Origin of the sequence: Catenuloplanes japonicus, assembly GCF_000717135.1 — a bacterium.
Taxonomy (GTDB): Bacteria; Actinomycetota; Actinomycetes; order Mycobacteriales; family Micromonosporaceae; genus Catenuloplanes; species Catenuloplanes japonicus.
Window position 1 is genome coordinate 274,512 of record NZ_JNXY01000004.1, and the last position, 18,202, is coordinate 292,713.

At 72.6% G+C, this 18,202-nt stretch carries 13 protein-coding genes; 9 read left to right on the forward strand and 4 right to left on the reverse strand.

Annotated features, from left to right (window positions below; all coding sequences use genetic code 11):
• Positions 1–209: 209 nt before the first annotated feature.
• The 3 genes from OP04_RS07815 (at position 210) to OP04_RS07825 (ending at position 4,971) form a co-directional block, all read left to right on the forward strand.
• The gene (locus OP04_RS07815) at positions 210–2,663 is read left to right on the forward strand and encodes a LamG-like jellyroll fold domain-containing protein (protein ID WP_033338830.1); all 2,454 of its coding nucleotides are present in this window, start codon (positions 210–212) and stop codon (positions 2,661–2,663) included.
• 17 nt (positions 2,664–2,680) lie between these two features.
• Positions 2,681–3,724 (forward strand): AraC family transcriptional regulator, encoded by a 1,044-nt coding sequence (locus OP04_RS49300; protein WP_157239455.1) that lies wholly within the window; start codon positions 2,681–2,683, stop codon positions 3,722–3,724.
• Positions 3,725–3,837: 113 nt separating this feature from the next.
• On the forward strand, positions 3,838–4,971 hold the full coding sequence (locus tag OP04_RS07825; protein WP_085066303.1) for a magnesium and cobalt transport protein CorA: 1,134 nt from the start codon (positions 3,838–3,840) through the stop codon (positions 4,969–4,971).
• Between the two features lie 48 nt (positions 4,972–5,019).
• Here the strand turns inward: OP04_RS07825 and OP04_RS49305 are convergent, their stop codons facing one another.
• The gene (locus tag OP04_RS49305) at positions 5,020–7,716 is read right to left on the reverse strand and encodes a DUF4132 domain-containing protein (protein WP_051797261.1); all 2,697 of its coding nucleotides are present in this window, start codon (positions 7,714–7,716) and stop codon (positions 5,020–5,022) included.
• Between the two features lie 147 nt (positions 7,717–7,863).
• Between OP04_RS49305 and OP04_RS07835 the strand changes: the two genes are divergently transcribed.
• Positions 7,864–9,252, forward strand: a complete 1,389-nt coding sequence (locus OP04_RS07835) for a M28 family peptidase (protein ID WP_033338831.1) — start codon at positions 7,864–7,866, stop codon at positions 9,250–9,252.
• A gap of 785 nt (positions 9,253–10,037) precedes the next feature.
• Here the strand turns inward: OP04_RS07835 and OP04_RS07840 are convergent.
• Positions 10,038–10,802, reverse strand: coding sequence for an SDR family NAD(P)-dependent oxidoreductase (locus tag OP04_RS07840; RefSeq protein ID WP_033338832.1), 765 nt, complete (start codon positions 10,800–10,802; stop codon positions 10,038–10,040).
• Positions 10,799–11,212, reverse strand: a complete 414-nt coding sequence (locus OP04_RS49310) for an ester cyclase (protein WP_051797262.1) — start codon at positions 11,210–11,212, stop codon at positions 10,799–10,801. The genes OP04_RS07840 and OP04_RS49310 overlap by 4 nt, the downstream gene beginning before the upstream one ends.
• A gap of 101 nt (positions 11,213–11,313) precedes the next feature.
• On the opposite strand from OP04_RS49310, the gene OP04_RS07850 reads away from it, so the two are divergent.
• The gene (locus tag OP04_RS07850; protein WP_198153764.1) at positions 11,314–12,015 is read left to right on the forward strand and encodes a TetR/AcrR family transcriptional regulator; all 702 of its coding nucleotides are present in this window, start codon (positions 11,314–11,316) and stop codon (positions 12,013–12,015) included.
• A 121-nt stretch (positions 12,016–12,136) separates the two neighbouring features.
• Here the strand turns inward: OP04_RS07850 and OP04_RS07855 are convergent, their stop codons facing one another.
• Entirely contained in the window at positions 12,137–12,997 is an 861-nt protein-coding gene (locus OP04_RS07855; protein WP_033338834.1) for a LysR family transcriptional regulator, read from the reverse strand.
• Positions 12,998–13,066: 69 nt separating this feature from the next.
• Here OP04_RS07855 and OP04_RS07860 point away from each other — a divergent pair, with 69 nt between their 5' ends.
• The 4 genes from OP04_RS07860 (at position 13,067) to OP04_RS07880 (ending at position 18,080) form a co-directional block, all read left to right on the forward strand.
• Positions 13,067–13,789, forward strand: a complete 723-nt coding sequence (locus OP04_RS07860; RefSeq protein WP_033338835.1) for an SDR family NAD(P)-dependent oxidoreductase — start codon at positions 13,067–13,069, stop codon at positions 13,787–13,789.
• A 639-nt stretch (positions 13,790–14,428) separates the two neighbouring features.
• Positions 14,429–15,289, forward strand: coding sequence for a hypothetical protein (locus OP04_RS53060; RefSeq protein WP_033338837.1), 861 nt, complete (start codon positions 14,429–14,431; stop codon positions 15,287–15,289).
• Positions 15,286–16,854: a PrsW family glutamic-type intramembrane protease gene (locus OP04_RS53065; protein WP_157239458.1), complete on the forward strand. Its 1,569-nt coding sequence runs from the start codon at positions 15,286–15,288 to the stop codon at positions 16,852–16,854. Before OP04_RS53060 ends, OP04_RS53065 begins: the two co-directional genes overlap by 4 nt.
• Entirely contained in the window at positions 16,851–18,080 is a 1,230-nt protein-coding gene (locus tag OP04_RS07880) for a hypothetical protein (protein ID WP_033338839.1), read from the forward strand. Before OP04_RS53065 ends, OP04_RS07880 begins: the two co-directional genes overlap by 4 nt.
• Positions 18,081–18,202 lie beyond the last annotated feature (122 nt).

Below are 18,202 nucleotides of genomic sequence, written 5' to 3' on the forward strand. Positions count from 1 at the left end.
CCAGGAATCACCCGATCAGCCCTTATCCGACCTCACGGACCACCGCACATCGGCCTCCACGATGGAGTTCGCACAGGAAACAACATTTCGGAATCTATTGCCACACGTTCCATCGGCGTGCTTGATTGTTTCCGAGTGTTTCCGGGCTGTGACGAGCACAGTCACGCGTCGGGACGCGCGTTGCCCCCGTGAGAAGGGATAGCTTACGGATGAAGGCTTTCACCGTTCTGCTGGCCGCGCTGGTCGTGGTCGCGGGCACCCCGGCGGCCGCCTCGGCGGCGCCGCGATGGCAGCCCGGCACACCACCGATCGCCACCCCGTGGACCGATGAGGTCGGCCCGCACAACGCCCTCCCGGAATACCCCCGGCCGCAGCTCACCCGCGACCGCTGGCAGAGCCTGAACGGGGTGTGGGAGTTCGCGGGCGCAACCGCGGGCCAGGCGCCACCGATCGGGACCACGCTGGGCGAGCGCGTGCTCGTGCCGTACCCCATCGAATCGGCCCTGTCCGGCATTCAGCGGCACGAGGACCGGATGTTCTACCGGCGCACGTTCACCGTGCCGGCGGGCTGGCGGGTCGGCGGGGAGCAGCGGCTCAAGCTCAACTTCGGCGCGGTCGACTACGACGCGACGGTCTGGGTCAACGGCACACAGGTCACCACCCACCGCGGCGGGTACGACGCGTTCAGCGTCGACGTCACGGACGCGCTGCGGCGGCACGGCCCGCAGGAGATCGTGGTCGGCGTCGAGGATCTGACGGACGCGACCTGGCAGCCGGTCGGCAAGCAGCGCAACGTCCCGGACGCGGGCATCTTCTACGTGGGCGCGTCCGGCATCTGGCAGAGTGTGTGGATCGAGCCGGTGAAGCGCGGCGGCGTGGACCGGCTGCAGATGACGCCGGACGTCAAGGCCGGCGTGCTGCGCCTGACCCCGCAGGTGACGAACGCGGCCGGGCTCACGGTCGAGGCGGTCGCGAAGCAGGGCAACCGGGCGGTCGGGCGCGTGTCCGGCCCGGCCGGGACCGAGCTGCGCGTACCCGTACCGCATGCGAAGCTCTGGTCTCCTGAATCCCCGTTCCTGTACGACCTGTCCGTGCGGGTGCTGCGCGGCCGTACCGTCGTGGACGAGATCGGGTCATATTTCGGGATGCGCGAGGTGGGCAAGGCCGTCGGCGCGGACGGGAAGCTCTACCAGACGCTCAACGGGAAGATCCTGTTCAACCTGTCCACGCTGGACCAGGGTTACTGGCCGGACGGGATCTACACCGCGCCGACCGACGAGGCCCTCAAGTTTGACATCGCGCAGACCAAGCGGCTCGGCTTCAACACCATCCGCAAGCACATCAAGGTCGAGCCGGACCGCTGGTACTACTGGGCCGACAAACTCGGGCTCATGGTCTGGCAGGACATGCCCGCGATGCGCACCGGCGGCATTCCCCCGGTCGAGGCGCAGGTCGAGTTCGAGCGGCAGCTGCAGGAGATCGTCGACGAGAAGAAGTCCTGGACCTCGATCACGGTGTGGGTGCCGTTCAACGAGGGCTGGGGCGAGTGGGACCGCGACGCCACCGGCCGGATCGCCGACGGCGTCAAGGCCCAGGACCCGACCCGGATCGTCAACGCGCACAGCGGCGTGAACTGCTGCGCGTCCAAGGGCGACTCCGGCAAGGGCGACATGATCGACTGGCATGACTACGTGGGCCCGGCAGCCCCGGCGCCCACCGCGGACCGGGTCGCGGCCGACGGTGAGCACGGCGGCTTCGGCCTCGAGGTGCCCGGCCACATGTGGTACCCGGACGGGCACGCCTACGAGATGACGCCGGACAGCGCCACACTCACCCGCCGCTACGTGGAGAACCAGACCGACCTGCTGCGCGCCGCGAACCGGTGCGGGCTCTCCGGATCCGTCTACACCCAGATCACGGACGTGGAACACGAGGTCAACGGCTTCTACACGTACGACCGGGCGATCGAGAAGATGGACTTCGACGCGGTCGCGGCCATCAACCGGCAGATCATCTCCTCGGTGCGCGGCGCGGGTGCCCCCGCTCCCGGGCCGGGCACTCCAGGGGCGGTCGGACACTGGCCGCTGGACGACTCCGCGGCCGACGAGGCCGGCGACCACGACGGCACGCTGATCGGCGGGCCGACCTGGACGACCGGGCACAACGGACGCGCCCTCCAGTTCAACGGCAACGGCCAGTCCGTCGACACCGCCGGGCCGGTCATCGACACCACCGAGAGCTACACCGCGGCCGCCTGGGTCAAGCTGGACAGCCTCGGCGGCTGGGCCACCGCGGTCGGCCAGGACGGCGCCAACCGCAGCGCGTTCTTCCTGCAGTACTCCAGCGCCGACAACCGGTTCGCGTTCTCCTTCGCGGGCGGGCGCGCGCTGGCCCCGACCGTGCCGGAGACCGGACGCTGGTACCACCTGGCCGGCGTGCGGGACGTCGCGGACGGCAGCATCACGCTCTACGTCGACGGGCAGCGCACCGGCTCGATCAAGGCCTGCAACGGCGACGCGTCCAACGGCCCGCTGACCATCGGCCGGGCCCGCTACAACAGCGGCCCGGTCGACTTCTGGCGGGGCGCGATCGACCAGGTTCACGTGTACGACCGGGCACTCTCGGCCGCCGAGGTGGCCGAGCTGTACTCCTCGAACTCGTGACAAAAGTGTGCCGGGACGTGCAATTTGCACGTCCCGGCACACTGTCCGTCGTTGAGCCCTCCGAAGCCGACCCCGCTGCCGGAGGTGACCCCGTCGTCCCGCTACGGCGCACCGTCTACGTCACGTCCAACCTCGACGAGGCGCACGACGCCATGCGACGCACCTACTTCGACTTCGACGCGCGGGTGCCCAGCCGCAGGTCACGGCCGTTCACCTACGACGTGCGCACGGTCGAGAGCGGGGTGCTCGGGCTCGACCGGATGCGCTACTCCACCACGATGGACCTCACCACCGAACCGGTCGGATACGTCCACGTCACCTACGTGCTCGGCGGGCGGCTCACCATCCGCGCCGCCGGCGAACAACTGCAGCTCACGGCCGGGGACCTCGTGCTCGTACCGCCCGGCCAGCCGTTCCAGGGACGCCTGTCCGACTTCGACGTGCGCATCCTCCGGCTGCCGCTGTCCGCGGTCACCCAGGCGGCGGCCGCGCGCTGGGGCACCGCACCGGCGGACTTCGCGTTCCGCGGCATGGCACCGATCTCGGCGCCACTGGCCCGCTACTGGCGCGAGACGCTCACCTACCTGCACCGCGTGGCGCTCAACCCGGAGGCCGCACTCCCCAGCCCCACCGCACACTCCGCCATGATCGAACTCGCGGCCGCGGCCACCATCGCCACGTTCCCCAGCGCCGCCACCACCGCCGTCTACCTGCCCGGCCCCGGCGACGCCGGACCCGGCACGATCCGGCGCGCCGTCGCATACCTGGAGGAGCACGCGGCCGAACCGGTCACGCTCGCGGACGTGGCCACCGCCGCGCGTACCGGCCCTCGCGGCCTCCAGGCCGCCTTCCGCCGCCACCTCGACACCACGCCCATGGCCCACCTGCGCCGCATCCGCCTTGCCCGCGCCCACCGCGACCTCCTCGCCGCCGACCCGGCCCACGGCGCCACCGTCGGCGCCATCGCCCGCCAGTGGGGCTTCAGCCACCTGGGCCGCTTTGCCGCCGCCTACCGCGACAGCTACGGCACCTCCCCCGCCGAAACCCTCCGCACCCGCTAGCCCTTCAAGGTCAAGAAGCGCACGCACACCGCCTACAGCATCCTAGGAGGCTAGTTGCATTGGGGTGGGGTGGGGGTTGAAAAGGGGCGTTTGTACGGTGGCGACCGGACACGATGGAGGTGGGCGTGAGCGGAACGCGGCGGGGCGTGCGATTGCCGGGGCTGGGGCTGCTGGCGCGGCTGCGGCTGGCGGGCGGTGGCGTGGCGGTGGGGGCGCGGACGCCGGGGCCGGTGGCGGTGCGGGAGAACCCGCATGCGGTGGTCGACTGTGCGGTCTATCAGCAGGGGCGGCGGCTGGCGGGGCGGCCGCACTACGCGGACGCGTATCGCGCGGCACGGCGGCGTCGCGGGGCGTTCGTGTGGCTGGGGCTGCACGAGCCGGACGAGGCGCTGATGGCGGACGTCGGGCAGGTGTTCAACCTGCACCCGCTCACGGTGGAGCAGGCGCTCACCGACGGGCACCGGCCCACCGTGGAGCGGCACGGGGACGTCACGCTGCTGGTGCTGCGGACGGCGCGGTACGTGGAGCATGACGCGCTGACGGAGACGTCGGAGGTGGTGGACACCGGGGACGTGATGATCCTGATCGGTGACCGGTTCGTCGTGACGGTACGGCACGGGTCGGCGGGGGCACTGGCCGACGTGCGGGCGGCACTGGAGCGACGGCCGCCGATGCTGACGCTGGGGCCGTGGGCGGTGGCGCACACCGTGTGCGACCAGATGGTCCGGCTGTACCTGGACGTCGCGGGGCACGTCGAGACGGATCTGGAGCACCTGGAGGAGATCACGTTCGCGCGGGAGGCGCGGCTCGACATGCAGCAGATCTACCAGCTGAAGCGGGAGGTGGTGGAGTTCAAGCGGGCGGTGCTGCCGTTGCAGGCGCCGCTGCGGGACCTGGCCGAGGACGCGGACAGCGACCTCCCCGCGCCGCTGCGGCACTACTTCACCGATCTCACCGGACGGCTCAGCCGGGCCGTGGACCGGGTGGCGGGCTTCGACGAGCTGATCAATTCGATCATGCAGGCGCGGCTGGCGCAGGTGGCGGTGGATCAGAACAACGACATGCGCAAGATCGCGTCGTGGGCGGCGATCGCGGCGGCACAGACCGCGATCGCGGGCATCTACGGCATGAACTTCACCCACATGCCGGAGCTGCACTGGCGGTACGGATATCTGGGCGCGCTGGGACTCATGGCGTTCTCGGCGCTGGTGCTGCACCGGCTGTTCCGCCGATCAGGCTGGCTCTAGGCGTGTGCGCCGGCGCGCACGTCCGGAACTGCCGCGCGCCGACCGCTGTCAACTGATCACCAGCGTCAGATCGCGGACGATCTCGGACGCGGCGACCGGGCCGAGCGCACCCACCCGTACCCCCTCGATGATCTGGTCTGGTTCGCTGGCGGGCTGCCAGGCGGGGATGCCGGGCGAGAGGTCCACCTCGGCCCGGACCCCGCCCGGCAGGTTCCGGATCAGTGTGTGCTGCCAGCCGCCGTCACCGGAGAGCCGGTGCCAGCCGGAGCGTTCCAGGCCGAGCAGTCGTACCGTCGAGGCCTTGGCGCCGACGAGGCGGTCCAGGTCCGCGCGTGCGTACACCTCGCGCCCGAGCTGCGGGAACGGCTGCACGATCTCGTAGTCGGCGAACACCTCGGCCCAGGCCGGGTCGATGCCGAGCGCGGGGTGTGCGAGGCGCACCTCCGCCTCCGGATCGATGACGACGTGCGCGTCGTGGACGTCCGCCAGCGACCGGTCCTCCGCGATGCGGAAGGAGGCGCCGTCGACGGTCCACAGCAGACGCCGCCCGACCGGGAACAGCAGCGGATGCGCGATCAGCGCGGTCAGTTCCGTACCGGTCCACGCCCGCTGCTCGGCCAGCGCGGACTCCAGCCGCCGCAGCACCTCCGACGCGATCTTCCGGACGCCCTTCTTCACCTCGGCGAACCGGCGGGTGGCCGCGGCGGCCAGCTCCGGATCGTCCGCGGCGCCCGGCTTCGGCAACGACTTCAGCCGCTTCCCGCGCTGGTCCGCGACCCACGGGCGCAGCACCTCGTCGAATCCTGCCGTGAACACCCGGCCGCCGAAGTCCAGCGTCAGGTCTCCGGCCAGCCCGAACGTGGGGGTGACAGAGTCGGCGAGCCCGTCCGCGGTCATGCCGAGCGCGCCGGCCACCTCCGTCATCCGCAGGGACGCGCGCTCGCGTACGGTGCGGGTCTTCACGGTGGTGGCGATCTCGTGCAGCAGCCGGAGCGCGGTGCCGGTGCCGATCCGGGCCAGCACATCCACGCCGCGGACCGCGCGGGCGGCCGCGCCCTCGGACGGCCAGGCCCGGATCAGCGCGGCCAGCTCGGTCGCGGCGAGGTCGTCGCCGAACACGGCCTGCGCCTCCAGCGTCCACGCGTCCGTGGCGGGCGCGTCCGCGATCAGCCAGGCCTGGAGCAGTGAGCGGGCGAACGCGCCGAGGCTCGCCGGGTCTGCCGCGTCCCGGACCTGGTCGAGGCCGGTGTACGCCTCGCCGGGCTTGGAGAAGGCCAGCATGGTGAGCACGTGCCGGACCGCGTCCTCCGGCAGCACGCCGTGCGCGGTCCGGATCGGCTCCAGCGCGTCCAGATCGAGCCACTCCGGCAGCGCCGGGATCTTGGCGGGGAGCAGGTCCACGGCCAGCAGCGGCTCGATCTTGCCCGCGGCGGCGGGGCCGTAGCCGGCCGCGACGGTCAGCACCACGGCCCGGTCCAGCGCGTGCAGGACGGCCGTGGCCTGCCGTCGCTCCGGACCGGCCGGACCGAACGCGATCGGGATCAGCGCGGCGGCTGCGGCCGACGGGTCGCGGCGCGCCCGGTCCAGCAGCGCGGCGCGCGGGCCCTTGAGCCAGGCCGTCCACCGGTCCCGGTCCGGTCCGTCGAGCCCGTCGACGGACGGTGGCCGGGTGCGCTTGCGGGTGACCGTCCACGGTGGGGTGCCGAGCACCGGCGGCAGCACCTCGGCCACCGGCTCGTCGCGCGGTGCGAAGCGTGCGGCCAGCTCCGGTGGCAGCGTGGCGATCAGCTCCGGATGCGCGCGGACGGTCCGGCGCAGCAGGTCGGCGTGGCGTGGTGTGCGCTGGTCCGCGGCCAGCAGCCGGACCGCGCGCTCCGGGAACGTGGCGGCGGACGCGAGCGCGGTGGCCGCGATCTGCCGGGACGCCAGGTTGTCCAGCAGGTAGCGGAACGCGCGGTCGCCGGGCATCGCGGCGAGCAGTGGCAGGTAGACGCCGGCGACCTGCTCCCAGTCGTACCAGAGGAACCGGTCCTCCTCGCCGATGATCAGGTCGAGCATGTCGTCCGGCGGGAGCGCGGCGGCGAGCGTGGCCATCAGCTCCGGCTCCGATTCGAGCGAGGAGAACGAGTAGCCGGTGGCCTGGAAGACCGCGTCCAGCTCGGCGCGGGTGCGCACGCACGCGGTCAGCAGCAGCATGCTGGAGTCCCGCGCGCCGGTCGTCGTCGGCGAGAACTCGTCCGGTGCCAGGAACGCCGCGACGACCCGGTGGCGCGGGCTTTCCGCGAGCCGCAACGCCGTGCAGGCGGCGCCGTAGTCGTCATGTGCGGCCATCGCCTCGCGCACCCGGGCCAGCAGCGCGACCGTCCGCTTCGTGCGCCAGATGCCGAACCGGGCGTCGTCCGCGCTCATCCGCAGGATCGCCGGATTGGTGCTGCGCCGGACGTGCAGCAGGCCGGCCAGCTCCAGACAGGCCTGCGCCGCGAACACCAGCCCCTGCTCCTCGATCCACGCGTCGGCCAGGATGCGCGCCTCCACCGGCAGCACGGTCGCGATCACCGCGGCGCCGAACGGCGTCCGCTCCCCCGCCAGCCAGCCCAGGCCCGCGCGCGTCACCTCGTCCGGCGTCTGTGTGCCGCCGAGCGTGACCGCCGGGTCCGCCCAGCGCGCGACCGCGGCCGCGACCCGATCCGTCGCGTCCGTCGTCGGTGTGTAGACCGCGCCGGAATCCCGCCAGGCGTAGACCATCGTGCCAGCTCCCCCGTTGTGCCGTTCCTGACGCGGCAGACCCTAACGCCATCCTCCGACATTCTGCGCGCAGGATATTTTCAGGTATTTAATAGACCGTCATCAAGATCGACCTTAGTCTCTTCCTGAGCTGACCTAGGAGGAGCCATGGAACCGTTGAGCCGCCGCAAGATGCTCGCGATCGCGGCCGGGGGTGCGGCCGGCGTCGTGCTGCCCGCGCCGGCCTGGGCCGTGGACGACCAGCGGCCGGGCGCGGTGCGGCCACCGACGCTGACGCCGGGCGACCGGCAGGTGGCCGGCCAGGTCTCGTCGCGGCTGGCGCTGCCGCACCTGCGCGTGCTGTCCGAGGGAATCGGCCCGCGCATCGGCGGCACCCGGTCGGAGAAGAAGGCCGCGGACTATCTGGCCGGCGTGCTGGACCTGCTCGGCTACGACACCACGCTGCAGCCGTTCCCGGTCGCGGACAAGTTCCTCGCCCAGCTGGACACGCCGGGCGGCCTCCCCCGCGACCTGAACTGGCAGGCCGGCGCGTCCGCGCAGGCCGCGCTGGACGTCACGGTGCGCGGCGAGGTCGTCGACGTGGTGGGTGGCGTGTTCCCGGAGAACGCGACCGGGAAGATCCTGCTGGTCGACTACGTGGCCGCGGACCGGGACGCGCTGGTCGCCACCGCGGTCGCGCGCGGGGCCGCCGCGGTCGTGTTCCTGCCGGCCGACCTGGTCGAGCCGCGGCGCGCGTCCGCGTTCAGCCCGGTGCTGCCCGGCTCCGTGAACAGCCCGGTCCCGATCCCGGTGGTCGGCGTCGCGCAGGCGCAGAAGCACCGGCTCCGCGAGCTGCACGCGGCCGGGAAGCTGCGGAAACTGACCGTGGCCACGGTCGCGCATCGCGGTCTGACCTCGCACAACGTGCTCGCGGAGCGTACCCACAGGGACGGCACCGGGCCGGTCGTCATGGTCAGCGCGCACTACGACACCGTGATCGGCGCGCCCGGCGCGAACGACGACGGCTCCGGCACGGTCCTCAACCTTGAGCTGGCGCGGGTGCTGCGGCGACTGCCGGTCAACGCCACGCTGCGGTTCGGGCTGTGGGGCTCGGAGGAGCAGGGCCTGATCGGCTCCCGTTACTACGTGTCACAGCTGCCGCAGCCGGAGCGGGACCGGATCCTGGCCGTGTTCCAGAACGACATGGTCGCCACCAGCTGGGACCCGGCCACCCGATACTGGCTGCTCTCCTACACCGGCGAGGCGAACCGGGCCACGGACGAGGTCGCCGCCGCCGCGGACCGCCTCGGCTACGCACCACGGATCTCGCCGGTCACGCTGCGTGGCTCCAGCGACCATCAGTCGTTCCAGGAGGTCGGCATCGCGTCGGCCAACTTCTCCTGGCGCGGTGAGGAGTCCCCGGCGATCCTCGAGCCGCCTTACCACAGCCCCGAGGACACGATCGCGAAGAACATCAGCCTGGAACGGCTCCAGGTGTCCATCGAGCTGATCGGTTCCGCCGCCTACAGCGTCGCGCGGAACCCGATCCAGGCGTAGATCCAATTCAAGATCCAGTTCATTTTCCCGCTTCCGGCGTGGTGCAGCCCGCATGCTCCCGCGGGCGCTCGCACCAGCCTGGGGACGACCCCAGACCCCGGCCCTGACGCTCTTGCGGCGGGTGACCTGCCATCCGCTTCGCACAACCCAAGATCAATACCTAGTTCATCGTCCCGCTTCCAGCGTGGTGCAGCCCGCATGCTCCCGCGGGCAAACCTCGCCGGGCGCCAAGACTCCGCTGGCGCTCCGCTTGCCACCCGGCGTCGGAGCCGGTTCCGCCGCTGGTCACGGAAGAGCCGCGAGTCACGCGGGGCTCCGGACCGAGGCGCGGCCCGGGTTTCGCGCGCACGGCGTACCCCCGTGGGATGCGTTTGGTCTTGGCGCTCCTCAGGCCCGGGAGCAGCGGAAACGTCCCGGCCGGAATCATGACGACTCCAGCCGGGACGTTCGCGGCGCCCGGCGACCGGCTTCGACGTCGGCGTCGGCATGCTCCTGCCGATCCTCGGCCGCACCTACGCCCCGGACGTCGGCAGCGCCCGACGGCTCCCCCGCCCCTCGTCTCCCGGTGCGACGCGGCTTCCGCCGGAGGCAAGGCCCGCCGCCGACCTTCCTGGGCCGCCGCCACTCTTTTCCGGGCACTTCCTGCCCGGAAATTCGCGAAATAGCGGCTTGGGTCGCGGCCAGATCACCCTGACGCCGAACGCTGACCGAAGAGGAGGCCCATCGCGAACCGAAACCGAAGGATTTCGCGCCCGCGAGGCGTCATCCGAAGGTGCCGGATGGACTCAGTAGTGGCCGGCGGGCATCAGGACGGACTGGCCGCCGTCGACGACGATGTCGGCGGCGGTGACGAACGAGGACTCGTCGGAGGCCAGGAACAGCGCGACCGCGACGATCTCCTCCGGGCGGCCGACGCGGCCGAGCGGCGTGCGCGCGGCGTCGAGGCCGGTGATCAGCGCGTCGGTCTGCGGGGTGCGGGTCAGGCCGGGGCTGATCGTGTTGACGCGGATGCCGTGCGGGCCGCCCTCGACGGCCAGGTGCGGCGCGAACGATGCCACCGCGCCCTTGCCGATGCCGTGCGAGTGCAGGAAGACGCCGTTCGTGCGGTGCGCGGTCACGGACGCGGTGTTGATGATCGCGCCGCCGCCCGCGGCCACCAGGTGCGGCCACGCGGCGAGCGTCGGGAAGTACACCAGGTCGACCTCGTTGCGCATCGACCGCCGCCAGCCCTCGGCCGTGGCCTGCGCGAACGGCCCGCCGACGAACCCGCCGGCGTTGTTGTAGAGCACGTCGACGCGGCCGAGGCGCGCGGCCGCGAACTCCACCCACGCGCGGGCCTGGTCCGGGTCGGCCAGGTCGACCGGCGCCTGCGAGATCATCTCCCCGCCGGCGTCGGTGACCAGCCGGACCGTCTCCGCGGCGCCGTCCGGGTCGAGGTCGCAGCCGGCCACCCGGGCACCCTCGGCCGCGAACCGCAGCGCGGCCGCCCGCCCGATGCCGGAACCGGTGCCGGTGATCAGCGCGACCTTGCCCGCCAGCCGCCCGGTCATCGGATCACGCCGCCGACCTGGAACGCGACGCCGAGGAAGTCCTCCAGGTGCCAGGTGTGCGTGATGCGGCCGTCCTCGATCGCGAAGAAGTCGAACGCGCGGTACTCGACGTCGCGGCCGGTGGGCGCGAGGCCGAACGCGGCGGCGCCGTGCACGGCGCGGTTCGTCGAGCGGACCGCGACCCTGCTGCCGTCCGCGGAGACCACGAACTCGTCGTGCGCGGAGGTGAAGCCCGGCCAGGCCGCGCGCAGCCACGGGACCAGGCCGCGGAAGCCGCCGTCGACCGGCGGGGCCGGCTCGGTGACCCAGTCCGCGCTCAGCACGTTCGCCGCGACGTCCTCGATCAGCTGGGGGTCCCCGGTGTTCATCGCCTCGTAGAAGCGCTCGACCAGGGCTACGGGATCGGACATGTGCATGCTCCTCGGACAGCTGTTGCCAGTGGTACGTGAAATTGTTACCACCAATAATCCACCGGCAGCAAGTCCTTGGTGCCACTGGTAACGTGGGCGCGGTGAACGACAGCACGACGGCGGAACGGATCCTGGACGCGGCGAGCGTCCTGCTGGAGCAGGGCGGGATCGAGGCGCTGTCCAACCGCGCGGTGGCGGGCGCGGCCGGCGTCCAGACCCCGATGATCTACCGGGTCTTCGGCGACAAGCAGGGCTTCCTGGACGCGCTCGCGCTCCGGCTGTTCTCCGCGCACCTGGTCGAGAAGGGTGGTCGGGGGCGCACCGGCGATCCGGTGCGGGACCTGCGCACCGGCTGGGACGCGCAGATCCGCTTCGGCCTGCAGAATCCCGCGCTCTACACGCTGGTCTACGCGGATCCGCGGCCCGGCCCGCTGACGCCGGCGATCCGGGCCGCCACCGAGATGCTGGCCGGGTCCGTGCACCGGGTGGCCGAGGCCGGCCTGCTGACCGTGCCGGAGCCGCACGCCACCCAGCTCATCCACTCGACCGGCCGTGGCATCACGCTCGGCCTGATCGCGCTGCCGGAAGACGAGCGCGACCTCACCGTGGCCGACCTGGCCCGCGACGCGGTGATCGCCGCGATCACGTCCGGCGCTCCGGCACCGGCGACGTCACCGGTCGCGCACGCGATCGGCATGCGGGCGGTGCTGCCGTCCGTGACGGTCCTGTCCGCCCGCGAGCAGGCGATGATGGAGGAGTGGCTGGACCGCGTCATCGCCGCCCAGGCCACGTCTCCTCGGTGAGCGGGGCGCGTCCGCCGCGTCGCTGATCAGCACGCTGTTCACGAACGCGCCGGGTGCCGCGCTTCTTGAGGATCAGGGTGCCCGTCGCCGGCACGCCCGGCGGCGGTCAGCGCGGGGCCGGTCAGCGCGGGGCCACCGCGGCGAACGCGTCGGCGGCGGCCTCGCGGGCGGCCGCGACGAAGTCGGCGACGAGGCGGGAGCGGGACTGCTCGGGCCAGGCGACGACGAGCGTGGACGGCGGCGCGTCGAGGACCGGGCGGAAGACGACGCCGGGCTGGGGGCGGGTCGCGGCGGACGCGGTGACCAGCGCGACGATCCGGCCGACCGCGACCAGCTGCAGCAGCTCGCCGACGCCGGTGACGCGCGGGCCGGCGGCGGGATGGACGGCCTCGGGCCACTGGGCCATCGGCGCGTGCACGAGGTCGGCCAGCGTGAGCGTCCCGTGGGCGGCCAGCGGATCGGTCGCGGCCAGCGCCAGCACCCGGTCCTCGGTGTGCAGCGGCTCGCTGTCCAGGCCGGTCAGGTCGTTCTGCGGGTGGTGCAGCAGTCCCACGTCCGCGCGCCCGTCGCGGAGCATCGCGGCCCGTTCGAAGACCGAGAAGACCAGCTCCACCGGTACGGATCCGGGGCGCGCCTCGTACCGGTCGAGGATCGCCGGCAGCAGCCCGGAGTCGCCACCGGGCTTCATGGTCAGCACCAGCCCCGGCTGCGCGTGCCCGGCGCGGCGCGTGCGCCGGACCGCGGCCGCAACCGCGTCCAGCGCGGCCCGCGCCTCGTGCAGCAGCGTCTCCCCGGCCGTCGTGAGGCCGACCGCGCGACTGGTGCGTTCCAGCAGCGTGACGCCGAGCCGGTGCTCGAGCTGGCGGATCGCGCGGGACAACGGCGGCTGGGCGATGCCGAGCCGGTCGGCGGCCCGCCCGAAGTGCAGTTCCTCCGCGACCGCGACGAAGTAGCGCAGTTCCCGGGTCTCGACGTCGTCCATACCCCCAGGGTATCGATGCCCACCCGATCGATCCTGGAGGTCACACCGCGCCGGTGATCGGATCGACACATGGCAGACGAGAGAATCGCCCTGGTCACCGGGGCGAACAAGGGCATCGGCGCGGCGATCGCGGAGGGCTTGGCGGCGCAGGGCCTGAGCGTGGTCGTCGCGGCCCGCGACGCGGCGAGGGGCGCGGAGACCGCCCGGCGGATCGGCGCGCAGGCGGTCATGCTGGACGTCACGGACGACGCGTCCGTGACCGCGGCCGCGAAGGAGGTCCGGGACCGGTTCGGGCGGCTGGACGTGCTGGTCAACAACGCGGGCATCTCCGGTGGCCGGAGCCAGGCGCCGGGCGCGGTGGACCTGGGCACGATCCGGACGATCTTCGAGACGAACCTCTACGGCGTCATCCGGGTCACCGAGGCGTTCCTGCCGCTGCTGCGCGCCGGCACGGACGCACGGATCATCAACGTCTCCAGCGGCACCGGCTCGCTGGCGTGGATGACGGACCCGTCGCACGGTTTCGCGGTGCGCGGCAGCATGGCCGGCTATCCGGTGTCGAAGACCGCGCTGAACATGCTGACCGTCCAGTACGCGAGGGCGCTGTCCGGCGACGGCATCACGGTGAACGCGATCGCGCCCGGCGCCTGCGCCACGGACTTCTCCGCCGCGCTCGGCATCACGCTGGAGCGCACCGCGGCGCAGGGCGCGGCCGTCGTGATCGACCTGGCCACCGGCACCGCACGCCCGACCGCGTCGTTCCTGTCCGACGAGGGTGAGGTCCCCTGGTGACCACCCGCGGGCCGGCGGCCCGCGGGAGCATGCCCAGGGTGACCACGCCGGAACGGGGTAGATCACCAAGGTTTTGTCGGGGCACCTCGTCGGTGAGCCGGGTGGCGATGTTGTCCAGCACCTGATCGACGCGCGCGCGTTCGCCCGGCGCGGTCGTCGTCCAGTCGTCGAGGTTGGCGTCGCGCCGGTCACACCAGGCACCGCGGATGCGGTCGAGCCGGGCCTGGCCCGATTCGGTGAGCTTGACCTCGCCGTCCGCTCGACCTGGGCATATCCGGAGTCGCAGAGGTCGGTGAAGACCGGCGGCCGGTGGTGGGCGCGGGCGATCGCGGGGAGTTCGGCGCGGCCGCCGCGCGCACGCCGTCGCGCAGCGGGCGCTCCTTCAGCCAGGCGCTCGGCCAGCGCGGCGCCGAGCTCGGGCGTGAGGTGGTCGGTGAACGGCGTGCCGAAGATCGCGGTGCCGAACGCGCTGCCCAGCGTGCGGAAGCAGGATCGCGGTGACGACGACGTTCGTCTGCCGACGGCTCAACGGTGCGGCCGTCATGACGCCAGTCTTGCGGCGCTTGACGCGGCTTGCGGGTAAAACATGGCAATTGCCGGACTAGGGGTACGCGGTGTGCCTGCACTACCGTGCACCGGATGATCGATCGTACGGGGCGATGGATCGGGCTCATCGGCGCTGTCCTGTGCATTGCATGGGCCCTGGCCGGCCTGAACCTGCCCGGACTGATAATCGGGACCGACGACCCGGTCCCCGTCGACCAGCTCGACTACTACATCCGGGACGGCGCCTCCGGCACCGGCGCGGTCATCCTCGCGATCGGCGCGGAGAAGGGCAGCTCGCTGCTCGCGCTGGTGTTCCTCGCCGCGTTCACGCTCGGCGTCCGCTCCGGCTGGGGGCGGGTGATCGGCACGCTCTGGCTCGGGCTGTTCGCGGTCATCGCCGTCAGCGAGGGCACCGACGCGCAGAGCAGCAGCTACATCGCGAAGTACGTGGGCCACGCCGACGAGATCACCACCACGTTCTTCGTCGTCGCCGGGCTGATCACGCTGTCCGCGCTGGCGCTCGCCTGCGGACTCGGCCTGATCCACGACGGGCTGATCGTGCTGCTCATGCTCGGCACGGCCGGCCTGCACCTTGCCATGATCGACCAGGCGCCGCCGCTGCTCGAGAAGACAGCGCGGTTCACCTGGGAGGCCTGGGTGCCGGCCTGGATGCTGCTCGGCGCGGCCGCGTTCGGGATCGCCGCCGCCATCGGCTCGTTCCGGCTGCGCCGCGGCCCGGCCTCGCCCCGCGTCTGGACCGCCGCCGCGCTGGTCCGCGGCCTGTCCGGCACACCGGCCGGTCTCGGGCCCGGCTTCGAGACCTACCCGCGGCTGGGCATCATGCTGGCCGCCGGCGTCGCCGGAACGCTCATGATCGTCGGCGCGCTCGTCGCCGGATACGCCACGCCGCCGCCGGTGTCCGCGTCCGTGCCGGCCCCGGAGACGACCCGATGAGGCAGTTGCGGTCCGCACCGCTGGTATTCGTGTCGATGGCGCTGTCGCTCGCGTGGCTGATCCAGATGTGGTCGGACCACCTGCAGCGGCGCCGCGCCGACGTGGAAGAGCTGCCGTTCGGGCTGCTCGGCGACGTGTGGCCCGTGGTCACGCACGTGGCGTTCTGGGCCGCGATCATCGGAGCGCTGGTCGCGCTCGTGCTGGCGCTGCCCGCGCTCGGCATCCGGCTGATCGCCGGGCCGGAGCGGGGGCGGATGCCGCTGCCGGCCATCGGGATCGTCGCGTCCATGGCGCTCTGCGCGCCGTACCTGATCCTGGCCGGTGACGCGATCGGCCGGCACGCGCTGTGGCTGCTGCTCTGCCTGCCCACCACCGCGGCCGGGTTGTGGGCGGTCCGGCGCGTCGAGCGCCTGCGCCGCGTCCCGTGGTGGCTGCTGCTCGTCGCGGCAGCCTGGGGCGCGACCGTCGCCTACGGCTTCACGGCCGGGATGGCCACCTGGTTCGCCGACTACCTGCCGGCCGCGTTCGCCGGCTACGACGACACCGCGTTCGAGGCCGCGCGCAACCGCAACTGGGCCACCGCCTACCAGCAGATCTACACGGCCGGGGCCGCGGAGCTGGCCAAGGGCGCGGGCGTCGGACTGATCTACCTCTACGCACGGAAACGCTTCACCGGCGTCGCGTCCGGCATCGCGCTCGGCGCCGCGGTCGGGCTCGGCTTCAACCTGGTCCAGACGCTGCCGAACGTGGCCCTCCAGGGCGGATTCCACTTCTGGTCACTCCAGGTGTACGGCCTGCTGACCGGGAACGCACTGTTCACGGCGCTGACCGGCGCGGGCTTCGGCGCGGCCTCCCAGCTCTCGGTGGCCAAACTGCGCCGGGTCGTCGTGACCTGCGGATTCCTGGCGGCGATCGGCACCCAGGCGCTGACCGGAAGTGCCTTCCGCTGGTACGTGTGGGTGCGCTCCTCATCGCCGGCTGAATCTCCGGTCGACTATCTGGTGGTGCAGCCGCTCATCCAGCTGGCGGTGCAGCTGCCCGCACTGGTGATCTGCGCGCTGCTGCTGTGGACCGGGACGCGCGGGACCCGGGCCGGGCTGACCGAGGCGCTGAACGCGGAAGTGGCGATGGGACAGGGCGCGGTGACGGACGTGGAGATGTCCGTGCTGATGTCGCCGGCGCGTCGGCTGTGGCTGCGCTGGACGGTGCTGCGGAGGTCCGGGTTCGCGGCGTATCGGGCGCTGACCAGGGTGCTCGCGGCGCAGTACGACCTGGCGGCGGCGGGGTGGCGGGTGCTGCACGGGATGCGGGTACCGCCGGTGGTCCCGCCTGCGGTGGCCGCCACGTCTCCGGTGCCTGTTCCAGGGCCCTTTGCCGGACCTGGGCCGGTTCCGGGGCCGTTCGCCGGTCCTGGACCTGTTCCGGCACCGGGTCAGGTTCCAGGTTCCGGTCCTGGTCCGGCTTCCGGGCCGGCCGATCCGGTGCAGGAAGGGCTGGCGGAGCTGGATGTGCTCCGGGAGACGGTCATGATGCGCAAGGCCGAGCTGGCGAAGGTGGCGGCATGATCCGGCGGTTGATGTCGGCGAGCGTTTCCACCGGGCTGTTTGTGCTGCTGACGCCGGGTGTGTCGCGGGCCGCCGGGGTCGCGGACGTACCGACCAGCAGCCTGCCGTCTTATGTCGCGTCGGCGGTGGTGCTCGTGGTCGCGGCCGCGGTGGTGGCGGTGCTGCTGTTCCTGCAGTTCCGGCGCGGGGCGATGCCGCTGGAGGAGCTGGGGCGGGTGATGCACGTGCTGCGCGGCTATCCGGTCGCGGGACAGCCGGGCCCGGGTCCGGCACCGCAACAGGGTCCGGCACCGCAACAGGGCCCGGCACCGCACGATGCGGTGTTGCAGCACGGCCCATGGCTGTCGCACAGCCAGATGACGCAACAGGATCCGGCAACGCAACAGCGTCTGGCGCCGCAGCAGGGACCCGAACTGCACGCCCCGCCGCTCGCGGCACCAGGTCCGCTGCTGCCCACACCGGGACCGGTGCCTCCGCCGCTGCCGGGGCCTCCGCCCGTGCTCGCGCCGCAGCCTCAGCCTGTGCCCGCGACACCGTCGCCGCCTGCGCCACCGTCGCCGCCCGCGCCGCAGCCCATGCCCGGCCCGCAGCCGGTGCCCGCACCGCAGCCCGTGCCCGCACCGCAGCTCGTCCACGCGCCCCGGGTGCTGGATCCGCGTGCCGTCCAGGGCGCGGCCGAGTCGACCCGGCGGTATGCGGTGGGCTCGGCGGCGCGGCATCGGGCGTACCTCCTGGATGTGGATGGTTTTGAGAGGGAGCTGCGCCCGGCGCTGGACCATGCGGTGACGTACGGGCAGACGCAGCCGCTGCTCGCGTTCGTGCAGGCGAACGTGGCGCGGCTGACCGATCTCCGCGCCGGTGGGGTGCCGCTGGCGCAGACCTGGGGGCGCACGCCGCCGCCGGCCGATCCGCAGGAGCTGGCCGCGCTGGCGCTGACCGCCTACTACGCGCCGCACCATGACGCCGGCCTCGGCGCGCTCTGGCAGGACGCGGTCCTGGACCTGAACGCGGCGATCGACGGTTCCGGCGGCCCGATCGTGCTGGGTGCGGCGATGGACGCGTTCGATCCGGGCCGGCGCGGCTCCTACGTGCGGTCCTGGGCGAGCGTGCGCGATCATCTGACCGCGCTCACCCGCGTCCCGGCCCGCACGCCCGCAATCGACGCGGTGCACCGCATGCTGGCGGCCGCGGACCAGGCCGGCCGGGGCCTCTACGTCACGTTCTGACCGCACCGGCCACAGCGGTTCATGATCGTTGTTGCGCTCACTGTCCTTGCCGAGCCTCTGAAAGAGCAGTGAGCGCAACAACGATCATGGTGCCCGCCGCGCCGGCCGACTCCGGGCCTGCC

Bases quoted from the DNA above. Each gene is read 5' to 3' on its own strand.
- OP04_RS07815 (WP_033338830.1), top strand. From the start codon at position 210: ATGAAGGCTTTCACCGTTCTGCTGGCCGCGCTGGTCGTGGTCGCGGGC.
- OP04_RS07825 (WP_085066303.1), top strand. From the start codon at position 3,838: ATGGAGGTGGGCGTGAGCGGAACGCGGCGGGGCGTGCGATTGCCGGGG.
- OP04_RS49305 (WP_051797261.1), bottom strand. From the start codon at position 7,716: ATGGTCTACGCCTGGCGGGATTCCGGCGCGGTCTACACACCGACGACG.
- OP04_RS07835 (WP_033338831.1), top strand. From the start codon at position 7,864: ATGGAACCGTTGAGCCGCCGCAAGATGCTCGCGATCGCGGCCGGGGGT.
- OP04_RS07840 (WP_033338832.1), bottom strand. From the start codon at position 10,802: ATGACCGGGCGGCTGGCGGGCAAGGTCGCGCTGATCACCGGCACCGGT.
- OP04_RS49310 (WP_051797262.1), bottom strand. From the start codon at position 11,212: ATGTCCGATCCCGTAGCCCTGGTCGAGCGCTTCTACGAGGCGATGAAC.
- OP04_RS07855 (WP_033338834.1), bottom strand. From the start codon at position 12,997: ATGGACGACGTCGAGACCCGGGAACTGCGCTACTTCGTCGCGGTCGCG.
- OP04_RS07860 (WP_033338835.1), top strand. From the start codon at position 13,067: ATGGCAGACGAGAGAATCGCCCTGGTCACCGGGGCGAACAAGGGCATC.
- OP04_RS53060 (WP_033338837.1), top strand. From the start codon at position 14,429: ATGATCGATCGTACGGGGCGATGGATCGGGCTCATCGGCGCTGTCCTG.
- OP04_RS53065 (WP_157239458.1), top strand. From the start codon at position 15,286: ATGAGGCAGTTGCGGTCCGCACCGCTGGTATTCGTGTCGATGGCGCTG.
- OP04_RS07880 (WP_033338839.1), top strand. From the start codon at position 16,851: ATGATCCGGCGGTTGATGTCGGCGAGCGTTTCCACCGGGCTGTTTGTG.